The organism is Streptomyces sp. NPDC050636, assembly GCF_040654775.1.
Lineage (GTDB): Bacteria > Actinomycetota > Actinomycetes > Streptomycetales > Streptomycetaceae > Streptomyces.
This window is the reverse complement of sequence record NZ_JBFAIP010000005.1, coordinates 168,801-194,017: the sequence shown is the minus strand read 5'-3', so window position 1 is coordinate 194,017 and position 25,217 is coordinate 168,801. Positions and strand designations below refer to the sequence as shown.

Here is a 25,217-nt window from a genome sequence, read left to right as displayed (position 1 = left end):
ACCGGCACGACGGCCGGTTCCGGTGTTGATCATGGAGATTACACGGGAGTGACGTAGGCGCCCGCGATCCCCCCGTCGACCAGGAATTCGGCGGCGTTGACGAAGGAGGAGTCGTCACTGGCGAGGAAGGCGACGGCGGAGGCGATCTCCTCGGGCTCGGCGAACCGGCCGACGGGGACATGCACGAGGCGCCGTGCGGCACGCTCCGGGTCCTTGGCGAACAGCTCCTTCAGGAGCGGGGTGTTGACCGGCCCGGGGCACAGGGCGTTGACCCGGATGCCCTCGCGGGCGAACTGCACGCCCAGCTCGCGGGACATGGACAGCACGCCGCCCTTGGAGGCGGTGTAGCTGATCTGGGAGGTGGCGGCGCCCATCACGGCGACGAAGGAAGCGGTGTTGATGATGGAGCCCCGGCCCTGGCGCTGCATGTAGGGCAGTGCGTGCTTGCAGCAGAGGTAGACCGAGGTGAGGTTGACCTCCTGGACCCGCCTCCAGGCGTCGAGGCCGGTGGTGAGGATCGAGTCGTCGTCGGGCGGCGAGATACCGGCGTTGTTGAAGGCGATGTCGACCGAGCCGTAGGTGTCGAAGGCGGTCTTGTAGAGCGCTTCGACCTGCTCCGAGTCGGTCACATCGACCTGGACGAAGGTGCCGCCGACCTCTGCGGCGGCGGCCTTGCCGGCCGACTCGTCGATGTCGGCGCAGACGACATTGGCCCCCTCGGAGGCCAGTCGGCGGGCGGTGGCCAGGCCGATCCCGCTGCCGGCTCCGGTGATGACGGCGGTGCGTCCGACGAGGCGGCGGCACACGGCGGTCTGGTCGGTCACTTGGACTCCTCTGTGCTGAGCTCGGTGCTGATGAAGATGTTCTTGGTCTCGGTGAAGGCGGACAGCGCGTCCGGGCCCAGCTCGCGGCCGAGTCCGGATTGCTTGAACCCGCCGAAGGGGGTCCAGTACCGCACGCTGCTATGGGAGTTGACGGAGAGGTTGCCGGCCGCGACGGCCCGCGAGACGCGGATCGCGCGGCCGACGTCGCGGGTCCACAGGGAGCCGGAGAGGCCGTAGTCGGTGGCGTTGGCGATCCGGACCGCGTCGGCCTCGTCGTCGAAGGGCACGACGACGGCGACCGGGCCGAAGATCTCCTCGGTGGCCGTACGGTCCTCGGGCCGCCCTTCCAGGACGGTGGCCGGGTACCAGAAGCCCTTGCCCGCGGGGGCCTCGCCGCGGATGGCGGCCGGGGCGTCCTCGGGGACGTAGGACCGTACGCGTTCGCGCTGGGCGGCGGAGATCAGCGGGCCCATCTGGGTGGCCGGGTCGGACGGGTCGCCGACCACGAACGCCTTGACGGCGGGCTCCAGCAGCTCCATGAAACGGTCGTACACCGAGCGCTGGACGAGGATGCGGCTGCGGGCGCAGCAGTCCTGGCCGGTGTTGTCGAGGAAGGAGCCGGGGGCGGCGGCCGCGGCGGCCTCGATGTCGGCGTCGGCGAAGACGATGTTGGGGCTCTTGCCGCCGAGTTCCAGGGTCAGCCGCTTGGTCTGTGCCGCGCAGCGGGCGGCGATCTGCCGTCCGGTGGCGGTGGAGCCGGTGAAGACGACCTTGGCGACGCCGGGGTGGTCGACGAGCGCGGAGCCGGTGACCGGTCCCTCGCCCGGCAGGACCTGGAAAAGGCCCTCCGGCAGTCCGGCGTCCAGGGCCAGCTGGGCGAGCCGGAGCGCGGTCAGCGGGGTGGTCTCGGCGGGCTTGAGGAGGACGGCGTTGCCGGCCGCGAGCGCGGGGGCGGTGCCCCAGGCGGCGATCGGCATCGGGAAGTTCCAGGGGGCGATCACGGCGACGACGCCGAGCGGCTCCTGGATGGTGATGTTCAGGCCGCCCGCCACCGGGATCTGGGTGCCGGTCAGGCGCTCCACTCCCCCGGCGGCGTAGTGCAGCAGATCGCGGACATTGCCTGCTTCCCACTCGGCGTTGCCCAGGGGGTGGCCGGCTTCGCTCAGCTCCAGTTCGGCGAGCTGCTTGATGTTGGCGTCGACGACGTCGGCGAACCGGCGCAGGACGCGGGCCCGGTCGCCGGGTGCCACGGCGGCCCAGGCTTCCTGGGCGGCGGCGGCCCGCCGGACCGCGGCGTCGACCTCGGCGGCGGAGGTGGTGGGGACGGTGGCCACCACTTCCTCCGTCGCCGGGTTGATGATGGTCAGCTCGTGCAGTACATCGGACACGAAGTCGTTCCTTACATGCGCTCGAAGGAGCGGAAACGCTCCCAGTCCGTGACGGCGGCGTCGTACGCGTCCTGCTCGACGCGCGCCATGTGGCGGTAGTGGTCGACGACCTCGTCGCCGAAGGCCGCGCGGGCTATCGGGCTGCTCTCCCACAGCTCGGCGGCCTCGCGCAGCGTGGTGGGGACGTGCGCGGCGCCGCCGGTGTAGGCGTTGCCGGTGGTCGCTTCGGGGAGTTCCAGCTCGTTCTCGATGCCGTACAGGCCGGCCGCGACCATGGCGGCGACCGCGAGGTAGGGGTTCACATCGCCGCCGGGCAGGCGGTTCTCCAGGCGGTGCGAGCGGCCGTGGCCGACCACCCGCAGCGCGCAGGTGCGGTTGTCCGGGCCCCAGGCGACGGCGGTGGGCGCGAAGGAGCCGGGGCGGAAGCGCTTGTAGGAGTTGATGTTGGGGGCGTAGAAGAGCGTGAAGTCGCGCATCGCGGCGATCTGGCCGGCGAGGAAGTGCCGCATGGTCTGCGACATGCCGTACGGGCCCTCGTCGTCGGCCATGACCGGCCGGCCGTCCTCATCCTGGAGCGAGAGGTGGATATGACAGGAGTTGCCCTCGCGCTCGTCGTACTTCGCCATGAAGGTGAGCGCCATGCCCTCCTGCGCGGCGATCTCCTTGGCGCCCGTCTTGTAGATGCTGTGCTGGTCGCAGGTGGTGAGCGCCTCGTCGTAGACGAAGACGATCTCGTGCTGGCCGAGATTGCACTCGCCCTTGGCGGACTCGACGGTCATGCCGGCCGCGCCCATCTCGTTGCGGATGCGGCGCAGCAGCGGTTCGACGCGGCCGGTGCCGAGGACGGAGTAGTCGGCGTTGTACTGGTTGGCGGGGTTCATCTGGCGGTAGCCGCGCGACCAGGCGTCTTCATAGGTGTCCTTGAAGACCATGAACTCCAGCTCGGTGCCGGCGTACGCGCTCCAGCCGTGCTCACCGAGCTTGTCCAGCTGGCGGCGCAGGATCTGCCGCGGGGAGGCGACGACCGGCGACCCGTCGTGCCAGGCCAGGTCGGCGGTGATCAGGGCGGTGCCGGGGTTCCAGGGGGTGCGGCGCAGCGTGCCGGGGTCACCGTGCATCGCGAAGTCGCCGTAGCCGCGTTCCCAGGAGGACATCTTGTAGCCGTCGACGGTGTTGAGGTCGACGTCGACGGCGAGGAGGTAGTTGCAGCCCTCCGTGCCGTGCTCCAGGACCGTGTCGAGGAAGTAGCGGGCGGCGAACCGCTTGCCCTGGAGCCTGCCTTGCATATCCGTGAAGGCGAGGACGACAGTGTCGATCTCCCCGGTGTCGACGAGGGCTCTGAGCTCCTCGACGGAGAGTGGGGGCGTGCGGTCTGCCACGGTGTTGCCTCCTGTCACTGCATCCGGAGTGCATAAGGTAGGCATACGAACCATTGATTGGGAAGGGGTTCAGATGGACGGTGCGGCGGATCGGCTGGCTCCAGTGCTGCGGCCGGTGCGGGCCGGCAACGGTTTCGAGGAGACGTTGGAGCAGATACTCCAGATCGTCCGGCTGGGCCTGGTGCCGCAGGGCGAACGGCTTCCCGCGGAGCGGGAGTTGGCCGAGCGGTTGCAGATCAGCCGGGTGACGCTGCGCGAGGTGCTGAAGGTCCTGCAGGACCAGGGCCTGGTGGAGTCCCGGCGCGGGCGCTACGGAGGCACGTTCGTACGGGTGCGTACCGAGAAGCCGGGCGAGGCCGAGCTGCGGCGCCGGATCGAGAAGATCGACGTCGAGGACACGCTGCGCTTCCGGGAGGTGCTGGAGGTGGGTGCGGCCGGGCTGTGCGCGGCGCACGGGCTGTCCGACGCGGAGGGCGACCGGCTGCGGTCGGCGCTCGCGGCGACCCATGACGCGCCGCTCGCGGACTACCGCAGGCGCGACACCATGCTGCATCTGACGCTCGCGGAGCTGTCCGGTTCGGCGTCGCTGGCGGCGCAGTACGCGGCGGTGCGGGCGACCGTGAACGAGCTGCTGGACTGCATTCCGCTCTTGGTGCGCAACCTGGAGCATTCCCAGACGCAGCACACCGCCCTGGTGGAGGCGGTACTGGAGGGCGACGCGGACGGCGCGCGCGAGGTGATGCGGGAGCACTGCTGCGGCACCGCCGCTCTGCTGCGCGGCTTCCTCGCCTCCCCCGCGACGTGACGAGACCTCCCCGTGACGAGGCTTCCCCCGTCTCGTAACCAGTCTTTTACGCACGGGTCTTGCGCCGACGCGCACGGACAGCAAAGGTATGCCCCCAAACCTTTACTCCGACACCCCTTCGGCGAGGCAGGAGCGGCTCATGGCCGACAGCACGGATTCGCAGACCGCACCGCCCATCGCGCCCTCGGGCGCCGCTGCCCCGGGCGGCACCGCAGCACCCGACGACGCCTACCTGGAGCGGCGGACCCTGCGCCGCGGCAGCGCGGGACCGCTGCTGCTGACCGGCCTGGGTGTCGCCTATGTCGTCTCCGGCGACTTCTCGGGCTGGAACAACGGACTGGCACAGGGTGGCTTCGGCGGCCTGGCCATCGCGTCCATCCTGATGGGCCTGATGTACACCTGTCTGGTCTTCGCGCTGGCGGAGCTGGCCTCGATCCTGCCGACCGCGGGCGGCGGCTACGGCTTCGCCCGGCGCGCGCTGGGCACCTGGGGCGGCTTTCTGACCGGCACCGCGATCCTGATCGAGTACGTCCTGGCGCCCGCCGCGATCTCCATCTTCATCGGTGACTACGTCGAGTCGCTCGGCCTCTTCGGCCTGCATTCCAGCTGGCCGGTCTACCTCGCCTGCTTCGTCATCTTCATCGGGATCCATCTGTGGGGCGTGGGCGAGGCGCTGCGCTTCAGCCTGATAGTCACCGCCATAGCGGTCGCCGCCCTCCTCGTCTTCGCGCTCGCCGCACTCACCGACTTCCACGTGGACGGGCTCAACGACATCCCGGTCAAGGAGGGCGCCTTCGGGGCCAACTCCTGGCTGCCGTTCGGCATTCTGGGCATCTGGGCGGCCTTCCCGTTCGGCATGTGGTTCTTCCTCGGTATCGAGGGCGTACCGCTGGCCGCCGAGGAGACCAAGGACCCGGTCCGTTCGCTGCCGAAGGCGATGGCCGCCGGGATGGGCATTCTGCTGCTGCTCGCGCTGATCACCTTTGTCGCCGCGACCGGAGCGCGCGGCAGCGCCGCGATCCAGTCCGTGGGTGATCCGCTGGTCCAGGCGCTCCAGCCGGACGGCAAGCCGACCACCGTCAGCCGGATCGTCAACTACGCGGGGCTCGCGGGCCTGGTGGCCTCCTTCTTCTCCCTGATCTTCGCCGGGTCGCGGCAGCTCTTCGCGCTCTCCCGGGCCGGCTACCTGCCCCGTTTCCTCTCCCTCACCAGCCGCCGCAAGGCCCCTTACCTCGGCCTGCTGGTCCCCGGCGCGCTGGGCTTCGCGCTCGCCGCGGCCACCGGCGACGGCGCCCGGATGCTGAACGTCGCGGTCTTCGGCGCGACCATCTCCTACGCGCTGATGGCCCTCTCGCACATCGTGCTGCGCCGCCGCGAGCCCGGCCTGGACCGTCCCTACCGCACCCCCGGCGGCATGCTGACCTCGTCCGTCGCGTTCGTCCTGGCCTGCTCGGCGCTGGTGGCGACGTTCCTGGTCGACAAGGAAGCCGCGTTCATCGCACTCGGCGTGTACGTCGTGGCGCTCGCCTACTTCGCCTTCTACTCGCGGCACCGGCTGGTGGCCGCGGCGCCCGAGGAGGAGTTCGCGGCGCTGGCGGCCGCGGAGGCCGAGCTGGAACGCGACTAGAACCCGCTATCCGTACGGCCGGCCGGGCACCGCCTGGCCGGCCCCCGCCTTTCCACCCTGGACCCCGACACATGGAGGACTTGATGTCCCAGCCGCCCCTCATCGGCATCAGCACCTACCAGCAGGAAGCCAGTTGGGGTGTCTGGAATCTGCCCGCCGCGCTGGTGCCCGCCGGATATCCGCGGCTGGTGCAGCGTTCGGGCGGGCTGGCCGCGCTGCTGCCGCCGGGCGATCCGGCGACCGCCGCCACGGTGGTGGGGCGCCTGGACGGGCTGGTGATCGCCGGTGGTGCGGATGTGGCGCCGGCGCGGTACGGCGCGCAGCCGCACCCGCGGACCGGCCCGCCCTCCCTGGACCGGGACGCCTGGGAACTGGCCCTGATCGAGGCCGCGTTGGCGGGCGGGGTACCGATGCTGGGCATCTGCCGGGGTCTTCAGCTGCTGAATGTGGCGCTGGGCGGCACCCTCGTCCAGCACCTCGACGGGCATGCCGGGCCGCCCGGGGTCTTCGAGCAGCACGACATCAAGCCCTGCCCCGGGACACTGCTGGCCGGCGCGCTGCCCGAGCCGGTCTCCGTACCGACGTACCACCATCAGTCGGTGGACCGGCTCGGCAGCGGGCTGCTGGCCTCGGCGTACGCGGAGGACGGCACGATCGAGGCGCTGGAGCTGCCGGACGCCCGCGGTTTCACGCTGGCGGTGCAGTGGCACCCGGAGGCCGGGGACGACACGCGTGTGATGGACGCGCTGGTGGCGGCGGCACGCGGGACGTCCCCGGGGGAGTGAGCGGCTACCTCAGAGTTCCCTGGACCCGCAGGCGGCGGGAATCCAGCCGGTGTTGCCCCGGTACGTGATCTTGTACCAGTCGTTGCCCGTGCGGTTGCAGAGGTTGTAGCTCTGCCCCGTGCCCCTGCCGCGGATGCAGGTGGTCGCACCCTTGGTGAAGAGCCCGACCGCAGTGCTGTTCAGCTTCCTCTCCTTGCGGATCTTCACGCTCTCCTGCGCCTCCGCATTGACGCAGTCGGCCGCCGCGGCCTTCGTGGCCGCGGCGGTGTGCGTCGTCCCGGGCGTGGCGGCCGTGGCGATCCCGCCGGTCATTGCGGTGCCGATCAAGGCCGCCGAGGCGATGGCGGGTGCCAGGAACTTCAGCCTCATCTGTACGTGTCCCCCTCATGATTACCGTTTGGGCGCCCTGTAGCGCGCCAACTATTCGCACACGTTATCGAGACACGAGTTCGGCATGCAACGGCTTGAATATCGCGAACCTCCACACAAGGCGGGACCATGACGGTGTGACAGCCGGGTGTGACAGCACCGCACCCGGCCCCGCCCCCCGGCCCGAGGAGACCCCGTTGACGAGCGACCGGTCACCCAAGCGTCTGATGGAGATCGTCACCGGGGTGTGGGCCGCCAAGGCGCTCGCCGAGGCGACCCGGATGGAGCTGTTCTCGCAGCTGTCGGCCGCGCCCGGCGCCACCGTCGCCGAGATCGCGGCCCGCAACGGCCTCGCGGAGCGGCCGGCCGAGCAGCTGCTCACCGTCTGCGCGGCGCTCGGCCTGCTGCGCCGCGAAGGCGCGGGATTCGCCAACACCCCGGAAGCCGAGGCGTACTTGGTGCGCGGCCGCCCGGACTATTTCGGGGACGCCGTACTGTCCCTGGACCGCCGCTACGCCGGCTGGATGCGGCTCGAAGAGGCGCTGCGTACCGACTCCCCCACCAATTTCGACCCCGAGGCGGCGGAGTCGATGTTCGATCCCGAGGACGCGGCGCTGAAGGCGGACTTCTGGAAGAGCATGTACGCGCTGTCCGCCACCAGCGCCCGCGCGCTCGCCGCCACCTACGACTTCGCCCCGGTGCGCCGGTTGCTCGACGTGGGCGGCGGCGGGGCCGCGTACGACATCGAACTGTGCCGCGCGTACGGCGATCTGCGCGCCACCGTCCTCGACCTGCCGTTCGTCTGCGAGCTGACCCGCGAGCGGGTGGCCGAGGCCGGCCTCGCGGACCGTATCGACTGTGTGCCGGGCGACTTCCTGCGCGACGCCGAGCTGCCGGGCGGGCACGATGCCGTACTGCTCTCGCAGATCCTGCACGACTGGGACGAGCCGACCAACCGGCTGATCCTGGGCAAGTGCCGGGCCGCGCTGCCGCCCGGCGGCCGCATCCTGATCAGTGAGCTGCTGGTCGACGACACCAAGGACGGGCCGCTGCTGCCCGCGCTGATGAGCCTGAACATGCTGGTGAGCACCTGGGGGCGGAACTACACGGCGGCGGAGTACGGGGCGTGGCTGACGGACGCCGGGTTCACGGACGTTCGGACGGTGCGCTTCGAGGGGCCGGGGGCGGACGGCGCGGTGGTCGCGGTCAGGCCGTGAGCGCCGGCCTCAGGGGACCGCCGGTCTGCGGGGGCGCTGCCGTGCCCCCCACTTCAGCAAGATTTCATCGGCATTGCAGCGCCTCGCGAAAGTATTCGGCACATCGCGCCGGGTCCCCGGTGCGCCATCGCCCCGGGCCCGGCCCACGGGACCGGCCTGTGCCGTTCCCGACGCCGAGAACCGGACGGAAAAGCGAGCTGCCCCGTGAGTGAGACCCCCCAGATGAACCCCCAGCAGGACCCCGGCCGGTCCGGCCCCACCCAGCCGCTCCCGCAGGGAACGCCGGGAACGCCGGGAGGGGCGCCCGCGGCGCAGGCCCCGGGCCAGGTGCCGCCCCCGATGCCGGCCCAGCCGCCGGGCGCGCCCTCGGCCTGGTCGCAGCAGCTCCCGGCGGGGCTGCCGCAGGCCGGTGGTCCGGCCGCGGGCCGGCCGCGGGCCGGTGCGCGGCCCTGGCTGATCGGCGGCGGCGCGGCGCTCGCCGTGGCCGCGATCGCCGGGGTGGTCATCGCGATGTCGGGGGGCGGCGGAAAGAGCACCGCGGCGGGGGCGTCCCCCGGCGCCCCGGGCGGCGCCGTCAAGCCGTCGGCGCCGGGGAAGGCGTACACCAAGGTGCCTGAAGGGTGCGAGCTGATCAAGGCGTCCACCATCGCGCGCATCGCGCCCGGAACCGAGTGCAAGCCGTCGCAGTTCGACAACGCCACCATGGCGTCGATGATCACCAGGATGCCGTCGTGGGACACGCCCTTCGGGTCCGGCGGCGAGTTCCTCTCGCTGGACGTGAGCCTCAATGTCAGCCCGGGGGCGAGCGGCATGTACGACATGAAGAAGAAGAGCGCTCTCACGGCCTTGGACAAGGTGCGCACGGTCACCGACCAACGGTCGCTCAGCGGGCTCGGCGAGGAGGCCTACGTCGTCCACGGCGCCGACAAGGCACCGATGGACCTGGCGGAGGCAACGGTGATCGTCCGTGCGGGCAACGCCGTGTTCACCGTGGGCTACACCTACAAGCCCGCGGACTCCGGAAAGACCGAGAAGCAGGCCGAGGACGACGCCATCGCCGCTGCCCGCGACGTACTCGGCTCGCTCGGCTGACCCGCCGCCGCAACGAGGTGAACGTACCGGCACACGGCGGCAGCGACCCCACGGTCCCGCAGCCGCACACCACAGTCCCCCAACCCGCCACGCTTCCCCAGCCCCACACCACAGCCCCGCAGCAGCGAACTCCGGGCCGGATCGGCCCCTACGAGGTCTTCCAGCTCCTGGGCGAGGGCGGCATGGGCAGGGTCTTCCTGGCCAGGTCACCCGGCTCGCGCCTGGTCGCACTGAAGGTCATCCGGCCCGAGTACACCGAGGCACCGAACTTCCGCGGGCGCTTCCGGCGCGAGGCCGACGCCGCCCGTAAAGTGAGCGGCTTCTTCACCCCGCCGGTGCTCGACGCGGACGCCGACGCCCAGCAGCCCTGGCTGGCCACCGCCTACATCCCCGCACCGTCCCTGCACGACGTGGTACGCCGCTTCGGTGTGCTGCCCGAGCCGGCCCTGCGGGCCCTGGGCACCGGCCTCGCGGAGGCGCTGCTTGCGATCCACGCCGCCGGCATCGTCCACCGCGACCTCAAGCCCGGGAACGTACTGGTGGCCGAAGACGGGCCGCGCGTCATCGACTTCGGTATCAGCCGGGCGGTGGACGCGACACAGGTGACCCGGACCAACGCCGTGATCGGCACGCCCGGGTTCATGGCCCCCGAACAGATCGTGTCGAGCCGCGAGGCCGGACCGGCGGCGGACGTCTTCTCCCTCGGCTGCGTCCTGGTCTACGCGGCCACCGGCCGGGGCCCCTTCGGCACCGGCAACACGGCCGAGATCCTCTACCGGGCCGTGCACGCCCCGCCGCGGCTGGACGGCGTACCCGACGCACTGCGCCCCCTGGTCGCGGCCTGCCTGGACAAGGATCCCGCCGGCAGGCCGCCCACCGCCTCGGTCCTTGCCACGCTGGCTCCCGCCGAACCGTCCGCGCTGCTCACGCCGGGCCTGCGGGAGGACCTCGCCACGCGGAAGGCGCACGCCGCCGTCCTGGTGTCCGCGCCCCCCATGCCCGTGACCCCGCTGGTCACGGCGGCCCCGGGCGGGCCGAGCCGCCGCCGCTTCCTGTGGATCGCCGCAGCCGGCGGCACCACCGCGGCGGCCGCGGGCGCCGCGGCCCTGGTCGGGTGGCCGTCGAAGCCCGACCGCGGATCGGGCAGCGGCGCCGGCGGGGGCAGCACCGGCCGCACCGCCCCCAAGGTGCCCGGGGGGCCGAAGCCGCAGTGGTCGAGCCCGCTGCGCCCTATGTCGGGCTATCAGTTGCGGCTCCTTGGCGACACCCTCGTGCAGTGGGACCAGAGCACCGCGATCGGCTATGACACCGCGAGCGGAAGGGAACGGTGGACGGCCAAGCCCCGCGTACCGTCCGACGTCAGCAGCGGGCCGCAGTGGCTCGGCGTCGAGGGATCGACGCTTTACGCCACGGCCTGGGGCGGCGGCCACGGCCATCTCCTCGGCCTGGACGGCGAGGGCAAGCTGAAGTTCAGCCACCCCGTCACCGAGTCGGATCCGGATGACGGGGCCTACGCCTCCGCCGACCACATCGAGCAGCTCTTCTGCGTCGCCGACTCGGTGGTCCTCCTCGGTACCGGCGGCAACAAGGGGTACGGCGTGTACGCCGTGGACATCGCCTCGGGAAAGGTGCTGTGGTCCCGCAAGGTGGCCGGCTCCGACTTCCGCGCCTACTCCGACGGGCACACCTGCTTCGTGCTCGACAACGGCAAGGTCCTCGGCCTCGGCCTACGCAGCGGCAAGGTGAACTGGACGGTCAAGAAGGCCTTCAGGCCCGGCGATTACCCGCGGCTGGCCACCGACGGGAACGCGGTGCTCGTCACCAGTACCAAGGTGCAGGCGTTCCGCGCCACCGACGGCCGCAAACTGTGGACCGCCGTCGACCAGCCGACCACCCTCAACCCCACCACGGTTCTCGGCAAGCGGGCCTATGTGGCGGACGAGCACAGGGTTTTCGCCCTGGACACGCACAGCGGCGAACAGCTGTGGCACACCGCGAGTCCGCTGACCCTCGACCCCGGCGGCGCCATCGATCCCGGCCCCGCCGTCACCTCGTCGTTCCTTGCGCTCCCCACGTTCAGCGCCGAAACCCCGGGCTTCCTCGTCCTGGGCGCCTCCGACGGCAAGGTCCTGTGGGCGCACCAGGGCCCCGAATCGAAGAACAAGAGCGAAGCGTGGCGGGTGCAGACGACCGGCACCACCATCTACGCCGCATCCGACACCACCCTCTACGCCTTCCGGAGCGACACCCGATGAGAACACCGCCAACGCCGACAACGCAGCCGGCGCCGCCAACCCAGCCGCCGACCACACAGGCCGACACCTCCGCCACGCACATCGGCCCGTACCGGGTGATCCGGGAACTCGGCGCGGGCGGCATGGGCCGGGTCCACCTCGCCGCGTCGCGCAGCGGCCGCGCCGTCGCCGTGAAGGTCGTACGCCCCGAGCTGAGCGCCGATCCCGACTTCCGGCGCCGCTTCAAGGCCGAGGTGGACGCGGCACGCGCGGTCAGCGGCGCCTTCACCGCGCCCGTCGTGGACGCCGACCCCGAGGGGCCGCAGCCCTGGCTGGCCACCGCGTACATCCCCGGCCCCTCGCTCACCGACGCCATCGCGGCTCACGGGCCGATGCCCGAGGCCACCCTGCGTGTGCTCGGCGCGGGCCTGGCCGAGGCGCTGGCCGCCATCCACCGCGCGGGGCTCATCCACCGCGATCTCAAGCCGTCCAACATCCTGCTGACCGCCGACGGGCCCCGCGTCATCGACTTCGGCATCAGCCGGGCCGTCGACGGAACCGTGCTCACCGCCGAGGGCCAGATCATCGGGTCGCCCGGCTTCATGTCGCCCGAGCAGTCGACCGGGGCCGAACTCGCCGCCCCGAGCGATGTGTTCGCCCTCGGCGCCGTGCTCGCGTACGCCGCCACCGGCACCCCGCCCTTCGGCACCGGCGCGGTCCATGCACTGCTCTACCGCGCCACCCATGAGGCGCCCGAGCTGGACGGCGTCCCGCACGCCCTGCTCGGCACCGTCGCCGCCTGCCTTGAGAAGGACCCGGCCCGGCGGCCGACCGTCGCGCAGCTGCAGGAGTGGCTGCGTCCGGCGACCACCGCGGGCTGGCTCGGCGCGGTCGAGCTGCAGGTGGCCGAGTCGGAGCGGAGCCTCCACGACGAGGTGCGGCCCGCCCTGTTCAGCCGGCGGCGGCTCCTGATCGGCGGCGCGGCGCTGGCGGTCACCGCGGCCGCGGGAGGCACCGCCGTCCTCCTCCGCTCGCGCGGCGGGGATGCGCCCCCCGTCCCCGAACTCTCCTGGTCCAAGGACCTCCCGCAGCCCGACCTGTCCCTGCTTGCGGTGACCCCGTCCACGCTGCTGTGCGCGGGGAGGACCTCGGGGGCCTGCTTCGACCGGTCCACCGGCAAGCTTCTCTGGAAGGACCTGAGCGGCCAGAACACCGCCGCCCGCGCCGACGACAAACGCGTCTACACGGTACGCACGGACGGAAGGCTCCACGCGTTCGACGGCCGGACCGGCAGCGAGCTGTGGGATGCCTCCCCGACCGAAAGCGGCGCGCCGCACCTGGAGTTCGCCAACGGGTCGCTGGTCATCACCATGGGCGACAACGGGCGCTTCCAGTGCCTGGACGCGTCGGGTGGCCAGGTGCGGTGGAGGTCGCCGGACATGGGCGCCGTCGCAGCCGTCGGCACCACCCCGGCGGGCCAGCCGGTCCTCTGGGGCAAGGAGTCGAAGACGTCCACGACCGCGACGCTCAACGGATACACCGTCGTCGCCCCGGACACCGGCGACCGCGTGTGGGCGAAGGACCTCGTCGCTCTCCACCCACCGTCCAAGGGCAAGGTGCTCTACGGCATCGACGGTGACATGAACCTGCTCGCTCTCAAGGCCGCCGACGGCGAGACGCTCTGGAGCAAGCCCACCGAACTGCCGCCGACGAACAGTCAGTTCCTGATGTACGAGGGGTCATTGAGCCTGGACGGCGGAACCCTGTTCTGCTACCCGGGCACCGGCGCCAGCGGCGCGACCAGCGGGCTGCTCACGGCCTTCGACCCGGCGACGGGAAAGACCCTGTGGAGCGTGCAGACCGCCGCCCGGGGAAACCGGGGCTACGGCCGGTCCGGCGCGACCGTCTGCTATCTCGACAAGGTCCTGCACGCCGTCGACGCCCGTACCGGGGCGGCCCGTTGGACGGCGGGCTCCGGCCTCGGCACGCTGCAGTTCCTGGGCGCCGTGCGCGGCCTCTTCCTCACCGCGGGGCCGAAAGGGCTGTACGGCTTCCACGCCGACACCGGCAAGCAGGTCTGGCAGCACCCGGTCAGCGGCGGCTCCGGGCCCTGGTCGGCGTTCCCCCTCGACGACCATCTGTTCGCCAGCTGGTCCGGCAAGCTCTTCTGCTTCTCGGTGCCCAAGGCGTAGCAGCCGGTGCGGCCCGGCGGGGCGTCACTTCACGACACCCCCCGTGTCAGCCCCAGCAGATCCCGGGCCGGGCCCGCGGGGCGCTGGCCGGCGGGCCAGACGGCGCGCAGATCGCGGCCGAGACGCAGCCCGTGCACCGGGATCTCCACCAGGCGGCGGGCGGTCAGCTCCTCCCCCACGGCGAGTTCACTGAGGACGGAGGGGGCCGCCTCGCTGACCGCGGCGGCCTTCACGGCGGTGGTGGAGGAGAGTTCGAGGAGCGGGTCGGCGAGGCCGCCGTGCCCGGCCAGCGCCGCGTCCAGCACCTGGCGGGTGCCGGAGCCGCGCTCGCGCAGGATCAGCGGGGTGGCGGCCAGTTCGCCGGCGGTCAGCCCGGTACGCCGCCGGGTCCAGGGGTGCGACGGGGCGGCGACGACGATCAGCCGGTCATGGCCGATGACCGTGCCGTCCAGCCCCGCGGGCACCTCCAGGCCCTCGACGAATCCGAGGTCCGCCTCGCCCGCGACCAGCCGTTCGGCGACCGCGCTGGAATTGCCCGCGAGCAGCGATACGGCGGTCCCGGGGCGCTGGGCGCGCAGCGCGATCAGCCAGCCGGGCAGCAGATACTCGGCGATGGTCATGCTGGCCGCCACCCGCAGCCGGGAGTCGCGGCGCCCGCGCAGCGCCTGCGCGCCCGCGTCGAACGCCTCGGCCGCCTCCACCACGCGCCGCGCCCAGTCCGTGACCAGCGCGCCGGCGTCCGTCAGCCGGGAGCCGCGCGGCGAGCGCTCGACCAGCGCCACACCCAACTGCCGCTCCATGGAACGGATGCGGCTGCTGGCGGCGGGCTGGGTGATACCGGTCGCACGCGCGGCCCGGCCCAGGCTGCCGAGCCGGGCCACAGCGAGCAGCAGCTCCAGCGCGCCGAGGTCCGGGACCCGGTGCGACAGCGGTACGCCGGGCTCGGTCGACCGGCCGTCCGGTGCGCCGTTCACGGCACGGCCCGCCACCGGCCGCCGCCGGTCAATGTGGCCCGCGGTCCCTCTGTGCGCACGTTCCTCACCACCCATAAATCCCCCTGCACATAAACCCAGCTTATGCCCTCATAGATACAACGTCCCTGGTGGAGCGCGGCCGGGGCGACGACGCTTCTCTCATGGCAACACTCACGCACGCACCTTCCCGGTCCAGGACCACCCCCGGCCACACCCCGCCCGGCCCGGTCCCCCCGCGCTCCTCGGTCCGTTACCTCGGGCCCAACTGGTACGCCGCCGTGATGGGCACGGCGATCGTCGCCAACGCCGGTGCGGCCCTGCCGCTCACCGCGCCCGGCCTGCGTCTCGGATGCGACATCGTCTGGGCGCTGTCGGCGCTGATGCTGGTCACGCTGCTGGCCGCGCGGACCGTGCACTGGGTCCGGCACCGCGACCAGGCGCGCCGGCATCTGCTGGATCCGGCGGTGGCCCCGTTCTACGGGTGCCTGTCGATGGCGCTGCTGGCGGTCGGCGGCGGCACCCTGGCCGTCGGCCAGGACGTGATCGGCGAGCGGGCGGCGCTCGCCGCCGACGCGGTGCTGTGGACCGTGGGCACCCTCGTCGGGCTGGCCGCCGCCGCGGCGATCCCGTATCTGATGGTGACCCGGCACCGTATCGAGGCGGGCAGCGCATCGCCGGTCTGGCTGCTGCCGCTGGTCGCCCCCATGGTGTCGGCCGCGCTCGGCCCGGCTCTGGTGCCGCATCTGCCGGGCGGGCAGTGGCAGGAGGCGATGCTGCTGGCCTGCTACGCGATGTTCGGGATGTCGCTGCTGGCGACGCTGCTGGTGCTGCCGCTCGTGGTGGCGCGGCTGCTCCACCACGGCCCGCTGCCGCTCGCGCTGACCCCGACCCTGTTCCTGGTGCTCGGCCCGCTGGGCCAGTCCACCACCGCGGTGAACAACCTCGCGGACGTCGCCCCGGGGGCCGTCGGCGCCTCGTACGCGCATGCCATGGGGGCGTTCGCGGTGGTGTACGGCGTACCCGTGATGGGCTTCGCGCTGCTGTGGCTGGCGATCGCGACGGCGATGGTGGTGCGGGCGTTCCGCGGCGGGATGACCTTCACGATGACCTGGTGGGGCTTCACCTTCCCCCTCGGCACCTGCGTCACCGGTGCGGCAGGCCTGGCCCGGCACACCGGGCTGAGCGCGTTCGGCTGGCTCGCGGTGGCCCTGTACGCGGTCCTGGTGACGGCCGTGGCGGTGGCCGCCACGCGTACCTGCTCCGGACTGGCGCGCGGCAAGCTCCTCGCGCCGCCGCGGCCGGCCGCCGGATAGCCGCGGGCCGGGTCCGGCTCACCGTGCCGCGGCGACGGCCGCCGCCAGGACGCCGGGGGCCTCCGCCAACGACGGCCCGTACCAGGTGAGATGGCGTCCGCTGACGAGCGCGGCGGGCAGGCCGGGGAACGCCTCGGGGCCGTCCTGCGCGGTGAAGCGGTACGGCTCGTCCGGGAGGACGACGAGGTCGGCGCCGCCGGCGTTCAGTTCCGCAACCGGGATGCGGGGGTAGCGGTCGGCGTGCCGGCCGTAGAGGTTCCGTACGCCGAGGCGGGCGAGGAGATCGCCGGCGAAGGTGTCCCGGCCCAGCACCATCCACGGCCGCCGCCAGATCGGGATCACGGCGGCGAGCTCGACCGGTGCGGCCGGCAGCTCCCGCCAGGCGGCCTCGGCGGCGTCCAGCCAGTCGGGCCTGGGCAGGCCGCAGCCGCGCACCAGGACGCGCGCCAGCTCGCGCAGTGCCTGGTCCAGGGTCCGGACCTCGGTGACGAGGACGTCCAGCCCCGCGGCCCGCAGCGCCGCGAGGTCCGCCGGGCGGTTCTCCTCCTCGTTGGCGATCACGAGGTCGGGGGCGAGGGCGGCGATCCGGGCGGTGTCGGGGTTCTTGGTCCCGCCGATACGGGTCACGTCGAGCCCGGCGGGATGGCTGCACCAGTCGGTGGCACCGATGAGCAGCTCGGGCGCGCAGGCGGCCACCGCTTCGGTGAGGGACGGCACGAGGGAGACCACGCGGCTAGGGGACATCACCCCACCGTACGCGGCGCCCCGCCCACGCCGGCTGTGCCGTTCGCCCAGTGAACTCCCTGCTCAGAACCGCGTGCTGACGGTGCGGCGGAGCAGATACGCCGCACCGCCGGCCAGCACCAGCAGGGCCAGCCCGCCGGCCGCCTGGGTCGTGTTCACCCCGTGCACGCCGGCACCGCGCACGGTGACGGTCTCGGTGAACCGCGCGCCGCCCGGCCCGCACTCGATGGTGACCTTGTAGCGGCCGGGCGTCGTGCCCTCGGCGACCGTCGCGTCGGCGACCATGCCGCGGGTACCCCGCTTGAGGACCACCGGACCGAAGAGCGCCGAGGCCGCACTGGCGCCCCGGGCCGCGTCGCAGTGCCTGCCGTCACTGATGTTCACCCGCTGGCCGGCCGTCACCGGATTCGGCGCGACCTGCGCGGAGGCGACGGGCGCGGCGAACGCCAGGGTGGCGGCGCCGATCAGGGCGACGGCGGATATACGCACAGCGTTCACGGTCGTCTCCTGCGCCGGCCGCGGCCGCGGCGGCCACGAGGGACAACCGGCGCACTCGCAGCGAATCACCGTTCCCGTGGCGTCGCGAGGCGGGCGCGTCCGGTCGGGGGGCAGGTACTCCATCAGAGGGGCCTACGCGGCTCCCGAGTCCTTGCCCTGGGTCGGCACGTCCGGGACCGGGTGCGCATCGTCCTGCTGAGCGGGCTCACCGAGGACGGCGAGCAGCCGGTCGGCCCGTACGGCGCCGATGAGCGTGCCCTGCTCGTCGGTGACGGCGACCGGGACGGTACTGGCCGAGCAGGGGGTGAACAGCTCGACGAGAGGGGTGCCGGCCTTGACGGTGGCGGGCGCGGCCGCGAGGAACTCTTCGGCGGTGCGGAGCGTCTTGCCCTCGGAGGCGGCGGTGCCCAGCACGGTGTCCGGGTCGGCCATGATCGCGCCCGCGGTCAGTACCCGGGTGCGGTCCACGTCCTGGATGAAGGACGCGACGTAGTCGTTGGCCGGCCGGACGAGGATGTCCTCGGCGCTGCCGACCTGCACGATGCGGCCGTCGCGCATGACGGCGATCAACGGTGGTTCAGCTCACATCTGTGTGACGTATGGGGCATACGGCATCATGCGGGATGTGACTCGACGCCTGATGCTCCTCGACACCGCCTCTCTCTACTTCCGCGCCTATTTCGGGGTACCGGATTCGGTCAAAGCCCCGGACGGCACACCCGTCAATGCGGTGCGCGGCCTGCTGGACTTCATCGCCCGGCTCGTCCAGGACCACCACCCCGATGACCTGGTCGCCTGCATGGACTTCGACTGGCGCCCCCAGTGGCGGGTCGATCTGATCCCCTCCTACAAGGCACACCGGGTCGCCGAGGAGGCCCCGGAGGGCTCCGCCGACCCCGATGTGGAGGAGATCCCGGACACCCTCTCCCCCCAGGTCCCGGTGATCGAGGACGTCCTCGACGCGCTCGGCATCGCCCGTATCGGGGCCGCGGACTACGAGGCCGACGACGTCATCGGCACCCTGACCGGCCGGGCGGCGGGCCCGGTGGACATCGTCACCGGCGACCGCGACCTCTTCCAGTTGATCGACGACCGGCGCGGCATCCGCATCCTCTATCCCCTCAAGGGCGTCGGCACGCTGCAGATCACCGACGAGGCGCTGCTGCGCGAGAAGTACGGCGTGGACGGGTCCGGCTACGCCGATCTGGCGCTGCTGCGCGGCGACCCCAGCGACGGCCTGCCGGGCGTGCCGGGCGTCGGCGAGAAGACCGCCGCGAAACTGCTGGACGCGTACGGCGACCTGGCGGGAATCATGGCCGCCGCCGCCGACCCCGCCTCGAAGCTGACCCCCACCCAACGCAAGCGGCTGACCGAGGCACGGCCGTACATCGAGGTCGCCCCCAAGGTCGTGCGGGTCGCCACCGACGTGCCGGTTCCGGACGTCGATCCCGCGCTGCCGACCGAGCCGGCCCATCCCGAGCAACTGGAGGCACTGGCCGTCCAGTGGGGCCTGGGCGGGTCCTTGCAGCGGTTGCTCACCACACTCCAGAGGTGAAGCTGTTAGGTTAGGTATACCTAACTCACAAGTTGGGTCCAACCCACGACCGCGTCAGGGGAGATTGCCGTGGCAGCAGAACGTCCGTCCCGCAAAAAGCCCGCAGTGCACCGCGCCCAGGTGGTGCGCACCGCGCGGCTCACCCCGCACATGGTCCGCGTCGTGCTGGGCGGTGCGGGACTGGCGGAGTTCACCGCCGGCGAGTACTCCGACCACTACGTCAAGCTGGTCTTCCCGCTGCCCGGCGTGAGCTACCCCGAGCCGTTCGACATCGCACAGATCCGCGCCGACTTCCCGCGCGCCCAGTGGCCCAGGACCCGTACGTACACCGTGCGCTCCTGGGACGCCGCGGCCCGCGAACTGACCGTCGACTTCGTGGTGCACGGCGACCAGGGCCTCGCCGGGCCGTGGGCGGCGGCCGCGAAGCCGGGCGACGAGGTGCTCTTCCTCGGCCCCGGCGGCGCGTACGTCCCGCAGGCCGACGCCGACTGGCATCTGCTGGCCGGCGATGAGAGCGCGCTCCCGGCGATCGCGGCCTCCCTGTCCCGGATGCCCGCGGGCTCACCGGTACGCGCCTTCATCGAGGTGGCGGGCCCGGAGGAGCGGCAGGAACTGGACGCACCGGCCGGCGCCGAGATCACCTGGTTGTACCGGGGCGGCGCGCCGGTCGGCCGCGAACTGGTCGCCGCCGTACGGGCATTGGAGTTTCCGGCCGGTCAGGTGCAGGCGTTCGTCCATGGCGAGGCGGGCTTCGTGAAGGAGCTCCGCCGGTTGCTGCGGATCGAGCACGAGGTCCCCCGCGAGGCCCTGTCGATCTCCGGCTACTGGCGCACCGGCCACGACGAGGACGGCTGGCAGGCGTCCAAGCGGGACTGGAACCAGCAGGTGGAGGCCGAGCAGGAGTCCGCACCGGCGGCGGCCGCCTGACGCCACCGCACCGTGCTTAGACGAGTAAGTCCTATGGCCTGATCCACCGGACAGGCCTGAACCGCATCACCCGAGGGCGCCCGCGATTCAGGGCGTGTCTGCTCCGCCGGACACGCCGCGGGCGCCCTCGTCGTATTGCCGGGCCGAGGCGTCCACATGCGCAAGCCGGCGCATCGCCGCGAGCACCGCATCCCCGAGCACGGTCCCCACCACCACGCTCTCCACGATCCCGTCGACCTCCGCATGACGCCCCACGTACGCCAGATCGGCGGCGGCAATCCGCTCGCACGCCTCGGCGTAGTCGTCCAGGACCTCCTCGAACGCGCCGTGCCCGACACGCCGGAAGGTGGCCAGCGCGACGGCCATCGCCTCGGCGGACGGATGATCCGGCTCGGCATGCCAGCCGCGGCGGCGCACCAGCTCCGCCACCGCGCGCCGCGCCTCCTCCAGGCCCTCGGGTTCACCGGTGGACGGCGGGGTGATCGCGAACTGCGCCGCGCCGAGCACCTTGTGCACGGACTCGTCGGATGAGTCGACGGCGGCCAACACCTCTCGAACGGCCGAGACCGAGAGTCCTCCGACGTCCATCAGCCCGCGGATCAGCCGCAGCCTGCGGACATGACTGTCGTCGTAGCCTGCCTGGTTCGGGCTGGTCAGCCGGCCCGCGGGCAACAGCCCCTCGCGGACGTAGTACTTGATCGTCGGGACCGCCACACCCGTCTCGCGACTCAATTCCCCGATGCGCATCTGCCGCCCTCCCCTGTCCCGGGCCTGCGTCCCGGCGTATCTCCGGGTCCCCCTGATCGCTTCCCCGGCCTTGCCAATCCACTCCTCATCATAGATAGTCCAGCTATCAGATAGTGGGAAGCGCTACTATCCGTCCTGCTGGGGGATCCGCATGCCCAAACACCCGTTGCTGTCCGAATTCCGCCCCATGTCCCGCTACCGTTCGCTGCTCGCCTTCTCCTGGGCGATGGCGGCGCTCGCCGTCGTCTCGGCGGTGGGTCTGATCGTCGATGACCGCGTCCTGGTGGGCGCGCCGATCTGGTTCAAGCCACTCAAGTTCTCGGTGTCGTTCGCCGCCTACGGGCTCACCCTCGCCTGGATGCTGTCGCGGCGCACCGCCCCGAGCCGGGTCGGCCAGTGGTCCGCACACACCGTCGTCGTGGCCGGTCTCATCGAGATGGCGGTCATCACCGGCCAGACGGTGCGCGGCCGGCGCAGCCACTTCAACATCGAAACCCCGCTGGACCGGGGCCTGTTCCTGGTCATGGGGATCACCATCGCCGCACTGTGGGCAGGCACCTTCGTCATCGCGCTGCTCCTCTTCCGGGCCCGCCTGGGCGACCGGGCCACGACCTGGGCGATCCGGCTCGGCCTGCTGCTCGCACTGGCCGGTCTGCTGCTGGGCGGCCTGATGGTGCTGCCCACCCCGGCCCAGCAGGCCGCGGGCGATCTGGCCACCACCATCGGCGCGCACAGCGTCGGCGTCCCCGACGGCGGCCCGTCCATGCCGCTCACCGGCTGGAACACCACCGGCGGCGATCTGCGCATCCCGCACTTCTTCGGGATGCACGCCCTCCAGGCACTCCCCCTCTTCCTCTACGGGATCGAGGCACTGGCCGGACGGTTCACCCGGCTCCGGGACGCCCGGGTACGACTGCGCCTGGTCCTGGTCGCGGCCGGCTGCTCCGCCGCGCTGCTCGCGCTGGTGACCTGGCAGGCGCTGCGCGGGCAGGCCCTGTTCCGCCCGGACACGGCGACCCTCGCCGCACTCGGCGCCATCGCGGTGGGCACGGCGGCGGGCACCTTCGCGGCCCTGCGCGGACGCCCCACACCGGACGACGAGTCGCCCCTCACCGGCGCGCCCGGCGGCGCCACCACCCAATCCCCCACCCCCGCCAAGGAGTTCACGGCATGACCCACAGCGCCCTCTTCGACCTGGCGTTCTACCTCGCGGCACCGTTCTGGGCGCTGCTGATCCTCGCCCCCGGGTGGCGGTGGACCGACCGGATCGCCGCCTCCCCGCTCCCGATGGTGCCGGTCATCGCCGTCTATCTCGCCCTGGCGCTACCGGTGTTCCCGCAGCTGTGGGCCGCGGTGAGCCGCCCCGACCTGGCCGGCTTCCAGGAGCTGCTGACCCTCGGCGGCGGCGCCGGTGCCATCTGGGCCCAGGTCATCGCCTGGGATCTGTTCCTGGGCCAGTGGATGTACCGCGAGGCCCGCGCCCTCGGCATCCACCCCCTGGTGATGGGACCGCTGCTGGTGCTGACCATCGTGCTCTCCCCCATCGGCGTCCTGCTCTTCATCGGTATCCGCGCGGGGGTCCGGTCCCGGGCGGGCCGGCACCCTTCGCCCGGCGAACGCTCCCTCACCTGACGGGATTGCCGTCCGAGCCGGTGAGGTGATCGCTGCGGCGGTCACCCCACCGGCGCGGCTACCACCGGGCGATAACCTGCGGCGAGCGAACACACCGGCACACCAGGGGGCACCGTGAACCGCGACGAACGGGCGATCGGCGCCGTCCTGGGCTCCGCCGTCGGCGACGCACTCGGCGCGCCCTTCGAGTTCGGCGAGCCCGGCGCGTACACCGCCCGATTCCCGGACGGCCTGGGAGAGATGCATGCGGGTGGCGGCTGGGACCTGGGCGAGGCCACCGACGACACACAGATGGCCGTGCTCACCGCCCAGTCGCTGCTGGCGCGCGGCGGCCTCGATCTCCCCGACGTCTTCCGCCGCTTCCAGCGCTGGGCCGCGGGCGGCCCGAAGGACATCGGGCTGCAGACCGAGGACGTACTCGGCAGCGGGCTGCCCTGGGACCGCGCGGCCGCAGCGCACTTCGAGATCAACGCGCGCGCCGCCGGCAACGGCTCCCTGATGCGCACCGCCCCGTCGGCCGTGTACTTCGCCGGGCGCGGCCGTACGACGACGATGGACGCCGCCCGGCGGCTGGCCGCACTCACCCACGGCGACCGCGCGGCCTGGGAGGGCACCGCCGTCTTCCACGAACTGGTCAGGACCGCCCTGGACGGAGCCGATCCGCTCGCCGCCGTGCCGGACGCCCTCGCGGCCGTGCACCCGGACCACCACGACCGCTGGGCCGTCGTCCTGGCCCCCGACTGGCACCCCGAGCTGGCTACCGAGTTCAACGGCGCGGTCTGGCCCTGCCTGGGCTCCGCGCTCTGGGCGCTGCGCACCACCGGCTCGTACGCCGACGCGCTGGGCGCCGCGATCGACCTCGGCGGGGACACCGACACCGTCGCGGCGGTCACCGGTGGGCTGGCCGGCGCGGTGTACGGCGCGTCCGCGATCCCGGACGGCTGGACGCGCCCACTGCACGTACCTCTGCCCGGCTTCGGCGACACGGTGCTGCGTAGCGCCGAACTGACCACGCTGGCCGAACGGTTGCTGCACGCCGGCGGGTGACACCAGGGCCGCCGGCAACCGGCGCTCGGGCCTGTCCGACGGGTCAGGGCCTAGCCGTGGTGGAAGACCTCCCGCATCGGCGTCCACCACTCTCCCGCTACGGCCCCCTCGGTCTGTTCCTGGCACGGATCCGTGAGCCGCCACCACGCCTGGGTCAAGGGATCGGCCGCCATCCGCGCCATATCGGCGGCGTAGTCGTCGCCGACGTACTCGAAGTAGGAGAAGAGCAGATCGCCCTCCAGGAAGATGGAATAGTTGCGGAGATTGCAGGCGGTGATCATCGCCAGCACGTCCGGCCAGGCCGCCTCGTGCAGCCGCAGATACTCCTCGCGGTGCTCGGGACGCAGCTTGATGAGCTTTCCGAAACGCCGCACGGGGACGGTCTCTTCGCCGCTGGTCGCACTCATGGCGGCATCCTGCACCACCCGCCCCACCGGCGACACCGGGCCGGCCGCCCCTGACGAACTCCGCCGCTCCCTCCAGCAATTGGTTGACGGCGCACGCATCTACCTGTTCCACTGATCGCATGCGTCCTCAGCAACGGCTGGTCACCCGCGACCACATCGACTTCGGTCGAGTGTGGTCCGCCTCTTGTTGCCGCTGACTTCTCCGTAGCGCACCACCCCTCCCCGTACGGCGATCCCGTACGCCCATGCCATGAAGCGCATGACCTACGAGAAGACGAGGCCACGCCCATGCCTGTCGAGTTTCTCGGCATTGCCGCAACCAACGACGGTTCCGAAGTCACCCCGCGCTCCGGCGTGTCCTTCGACAAGGACTACACGCTGAAGCTCGCCCGCGCCCACGAGGAGTACGGCTGGGACCGGGTGCTGTTCGCCTACGGCTCCGGCTCCCCCGACCCGTCCCCGGCCGCGGCCTACATCGCCGCGCGCACCGAAACCCTGCAACTCCTGGTGGCCCACCGCCCCAACGTCTCCTATCCGACATTCGCCGCAAAGACCTTCGCGACGCTGGACCGGATCAGCGACGGCCGGCTCGCGGTGCACTTCATCACCGGCGGCAACGATCACGAACAGCGCCGCGAGGGCGACACCCTCACCAAGGACGAGCGCTACGACCGCACCCGTGAATACATCCGCATCGTCAAGAAAGCGTGGACCAGCCACGAGCCCTTCGACCACGAGGGCACGCACTACCGCTTCCACGACTTCGTCTCGGACACCTTCCCCGTCCAACAGCCGCATCCGCAGGTGTCGTTCGGCGGCTCCTCGGCCGCGGCGTACGCGGCGGGCGGCGCCGAGGCGGACATCTACTGCCTGTGGGGCGAACCGCTGGCACAGACCGCGGAGCAGATCGCCTCGGTCAAGGCGGCGGCGCTGGCGGCGGGCCGTACCGATGTCCCCAGGATCCAGGTCGCCTTCCGGCCGGTCATCGCGCCCACGGAAGAGCTGGCCTGGGAAAAGGCACACCGCACCCTGGAGCGGATAAGGGCGCGTAAGGCGGGCGGCGCGCTCAGCCGCCGGCACCCGTTGACGAACCCGCAGAACACCGGCTCGCAGCGGCTGCTCGCGGTCGCCGCCGAGGGCGAGCGGCACGACCGGGCGCTGTGGACCCCGACCGCCGCGGAAACCGGCGGCGCGGGGAACTCCACGGCCCTGGTCGGCACACCGGAGACCGTCGCGCAGGCGCTGCTCGACTACTACGACCTGGGCGTGGACATCCTCTCCGCCCGCGGCTACGACCTGCTCGACGACGCGATCGACTTCGGGCGGCAGGTCATCCCGATCGTCCGCGAGGAGGTCGCCAAGCGGGACGCGGAGCGGGCGGCGGAACGCGCTTCGGAGCGGGCGGCAGAGCGGGCTTCGGAGCAAGCGGCGGTCCCGGCGGCGGACCGGCACGCGTCATAG

Annotated in this window: 23 protein-coding genes and 1 pseudogene; 14 read left to right on the top strand and 10 right to left on the bottom strand. The window is 72.2% G+C overall.

The features are described 5' to 3' along the window. Positions 1-38: 38 nt before the first annotated feature. Genes AB0I10_RS08060 through AB0I10_RS08050 form a run of 3 tightly spaced genes read right to left on the bottom strand, consistent with a single transcriptional unit; the run spans position 39 to position 3,591 of the window. Entirely contained in the window at positions 39-824 is a 786-nt protein-coding gene (locus AB0I10_RS08060; protein WP_363151492.1) for a 3-oxoacyl-ACP reductase, read from the bottom strand. Then, complete coding sequence (locus AB0I10_RS08055; RefSeq protein ID WP_363151491.1) at positions 821-2,212, bottom strand: aldehyde dehydrogenase family protein; 1,392 nt, start codon at positions 2,210-2,212, stop codon at positions 821-823. The genes AB0I10_RS08060 and AB0I10_RS08055 overlap by 4 nt, the downstream gene beginning before the upstream one ends. Before the next feature lie 11 nt (positions 2,213-2,223). Next, a complete protein-coding gene (locus AB0I10_RS08050) occupies positions 2,224-3,591 on the bottom strand; it encodes a glutamine synthetase family protein (RefSeq protein ID WP_363151490.1) in 1,368 nt (455 codons plus the stop codon). Positions 3,592-3,664: 73 nt separating this feature from the next. On the opposite strand from AB0I10_RS08050, the gene AB0I10_RS08045 reads away from it, so the two are divergent. The 3 genes from AB0I10_RS08045 to AB0I10_RS08035 all read left to right on the top strand — a co-directional run bounded on the left by AB0I10_RS08045 (position 3,665) and on the right by AB0I10_RS08035 (position 6,808). After that, on the top strand, positions 3,665-4,396 hold the full coding sequence (locus tag AB0I10_RS08045; RefSeq protein WP_363151489.1) for an FCD domain-containing protein: 732 nt from the start codon (positions 3,665-3,667) through the stop codon (positions 4,394-4,396). Positions 4,397-4,535: 139 nt separating this feature from the next. Then, positions 4,536-6,023 carry an ethanolamine permease gene (gene eat / locus AB0I10_RS08040; protein ID WP_363151488.1) on the top strand — a complete coding sequence of 496 codons (1,488 nt, stop codon included), beginning with the start codon at positions 4,536-4,538 and terminating at the stop codon, positions 6,021-6,023. Between the two features lie 83 nt (positions 6,024-6,106). Then, positions 6,107-6,808, top strand: a complete 702-nt coding sequence (locus AB0I10_RS08035; protein WP_363151487.1) for a gamma-glutamyl-gamma-aminobutyrate hydrolase family protein — start codon at positions 6,107-6,109, stop codon at positions 6,806-6,808. 9 nt (positions 6,809-6,817) lie between these two features. Here AB0I10_RS08035 and AB0I10_RS08030 read toward each other — a convergent pair whose 3' ends face one another. Next, complete coding sequence (locus AB0I10_RS08030) at positions 6,818-7,177, bottom strand: SH3 domain-containing protein (RefSeq protein ID WP_363151486.1); 360 nt, start codon at positions 7,175-7,177, stop codon at positions 6,818-6,820. 197 nt (positions 7,178-7,374) lie between these two features. On the opposite strand from AB0I10_RS08030, the gene AB0I10_RS08025 reads away from it, so the two are divergent. The 4 genes from AB0I10_RS08025 to AB0I10_RS08010 all read left to right on the top strand — a co-directional run bounded on the left by AB0I10_RS08025 (position 7,375) and on the right by AB0I10_RS08010 (position 13,912). Further along, a complete protein-coding gene (locus tag AB0I10_RS08025; protein WP_363151485.1) occupies positions 7,375-8,394 on the top strand; it encodes a methyltransferase in 1,020 nt (339 codons plus the stop codon). A 204-nt stretch (positions 8,395-8,598) separates the two neighbouring features. Further along, positions 8,599-9,486 carry a hypothetical protein gene (locus AB0I10_RS08020; RefSeq protein ID WP_363151484.1) on the top strand — a complete coding sequence of 296 codons (888 nt, stop codon included), beginning with the start codon at positions 8,599-8,601 and terminating at the stop codon, positions 9,484-9,486. Positions 9,487-9,503: 17 nt separating this feature from the next. Then, a complete protein-coding gene (locus AB0I10_RS08015) occupies positions 9,504-11,741 on the top strand; it encodes a PQQ-binding-like beta-propeller repeat protein (protein ID WP_363151483.1) in 2,238 nt (745 codons plus the stop codon). Continuing rightward, positions 11,738-13,912, top strand: coding sequence for a PQQ-binding-like beta-propeller repeat protein (locus AB0I10_RS08010; RefSeq protein ID WP_363151482.1), 2,175 nt, complete (start codon positions 11,738-11,740; stop codon positions 13,910-13,912). The genes AB0I10_RS08015 and AB0I10_RS08010 overlap by 4 nt, the downstream gene beginning before the upstream one ends. A gap of 29 nt (positions 13,913-13,941) precedes the next feature. Here the strand turns inward: AB0I10_RS08010 and AB0I10_RS08005 are convergent, their stop codons facing one another. Beyond that, the gene (locus AB0I10_RS08005; RefSeq protein WP_363151481.1) at positions 13,942-14,886 is read right to left on the bottom strand and encodes a LysR family transcriptional regulator; all 945 of its coding nucleotides are present in this window, start codon (positions 14,884-14,886) and stop codon (positions 13,942-13,944) included. Positions 14,887-15,047: 161 nt separating this feature from the next. Here AB0I10_RS08005 and AB0I10_RS08000 point away from each other — a divergent pair, with 161 nt between their 5' ends. Continuing rightward, entirely contained in the window at positions 15,048-16,199 is a 1,152-nt protein-coding gene (locus AB0I10_RS08000) for a TDT family transporter (RefSeq protein WP_363151480.1), read from the top strand. An 18-nt stretch (positions 16,200-16,217) separates the two neighbouring features. Here AB0I10_RS08000 and AB0I10_RS07995 read toward each other — a convergent pair whose 3' ends face one another. From AB0I10_RS07995 to AB0I10_RS07985, 3 genes and pseudogenes are all read right to left on the bottom strand, one after another. Continuing rightward, positions 16,218-16,943, bottom strand: a complete 726-nt coding sequence (locus AB0I10_RS07995) for a helical backbone metal receptor (RefSeq protein WP_363151479.1) — start codon at positions 16,941-16,943, stop codon at positions 16,218-16,220. Positions 16,944-17,006: 63 nt separating this feature from the next. After that, entirely contained in the window at positions 17,007-17,441 is a 435-nt protein-coding gene (locus tag AB0I10_RS07990) for a hypothetical protein (RefSeq protein ID WP_363151478.1), read from the bottom strand. 132 nt (positions 17,442-17,573) lie between these two features. After that, positions 17,574-18,008: pseudogene (locus AB0I10_RS07985) on the bottom strand (glycine/betaine ABC transporter ATP-binding protein); the annotation flags it as partial. A gap of 73 nt (positions 18,009-18,081) precedes the next feature. Between AB0I10_RS07985 and AB0I10_RS07980 the strand changes: the two are divergent. Then, positions 18,082-18,996: a 5'-3' exonuclease gene (locus AB0I10_RS07980; protein ID WP_363151583.1), complete on the top strand. Its 915-nt coding sequence runs from the start codon at positions 18,082-18,084 to the stop codon at positions 18,994-18,996. 69 nt (positions 18,997-19,065) lie between these two features. Beyond that, entirely contained in the window at positions 19,066-19,923 is an 858-nt protein-coding gene (locus AB0I10_RS07975) for a siderophore-interacting protein (RefSeq protein ID WP_363151477.1), read from the top strand. 87 nt (positions 19,924-20,010) lie between these two features. On the opposite strand, the gene AB0I10_RS07970 is transcribed toward AB0I10_RS07975, so the two are convergent. Next, positions 20,011-20,670 (bottom strand): MerR family transcriptional regulator, encoded by a 660-nt coding sequence (locus AB0I10_RS07970; RefSeq protein WP_363151476.1) that lies wholly within the window; start codon positions 20,668-20,670, stop codon positions 20,011-20,013. 226 nt (positions 20,671-20,896) lie between these two features. On the opposite strand from AB0I10_RS07970, the gene AB0I10_RS07965 reads away from it, so the two are divergent. From AB0I10_RS07965 to AB0I10_RS07955, 3 genes are all read left to right on the top strand, one after another. Further along, positions 20,897-21,844 (top strand): hypothetical protein, encoded by a 948-nt coding sequence (locus tag AB0I10_RS07965; RefSeq protein WP_363151582.1) that lies wholly within the window; start codon positions 20,897-20,899, stop codon positions 21,842-21,844. Next, the gene (locus AB0I10_RS07960) at positions 21,841-22,302 is read left to right on the top strand and encodes an ABA4-like family protein (RefSeq protein WP_363151475.1); all 462 of its coding nucleotides are present in this window, start codon (positions 21,841-21,843) and stop codon (positions 22,300-22,302) included. Before AB0I10_RS07965 ends, AB0I10_RS07960 begins: the two co-directional genes overlap by 4 nt. Before the next feature lie 114 nt (positions 22,303-22,416). Beyond that, the gene (locus tag AB0I10_RS07955) at positions 22,417-23,349 is read left to right on the top strand and encodes an ADP-ribosylglycohydrolase family protein (protein WP_363151474.1); all 933 of its coding nucleotides are present in this window, start codon (positions 22,417-22,419) and stop codon (positions 23,347-23,349) included. Positions 23,350-23,399: 50 nt separating this feature from the next. Here AB0I10_RS07955 and AB0I10_RS07950 read toward each other — a convergent pair whose 3' ends face one another. Next, positions 23,400-23,756 carry an L-rhamnose mutarotase gene (locus AB0I10_RS07950; protein WP_363151473.1) on the bottom strand — a complete coding sequence of 119 codons (357 nt, stop codon included), beginning with the start codon at positions 23,754-23,756 and terminating at the stop codon, positions 23,400-23,402. A 288-nt stretch (positions 23,757-24,044) separates the two neighbouring features. On the opposite strand from AB0I10_RS07950, the gene AB0I10_RS07945 reads away from it, so the two are divergent. Further along, on the top strand, positions 24,045-25,217 hold the full coding sequence (locus AB0I10_RS07945) for an LLM class flavin-dependent oxidoreductase (protein ID WP_363151472.1): 1,173 nt from the start codon (positions 24,045-24,047) through the stop codon (positions 25,215-25,217).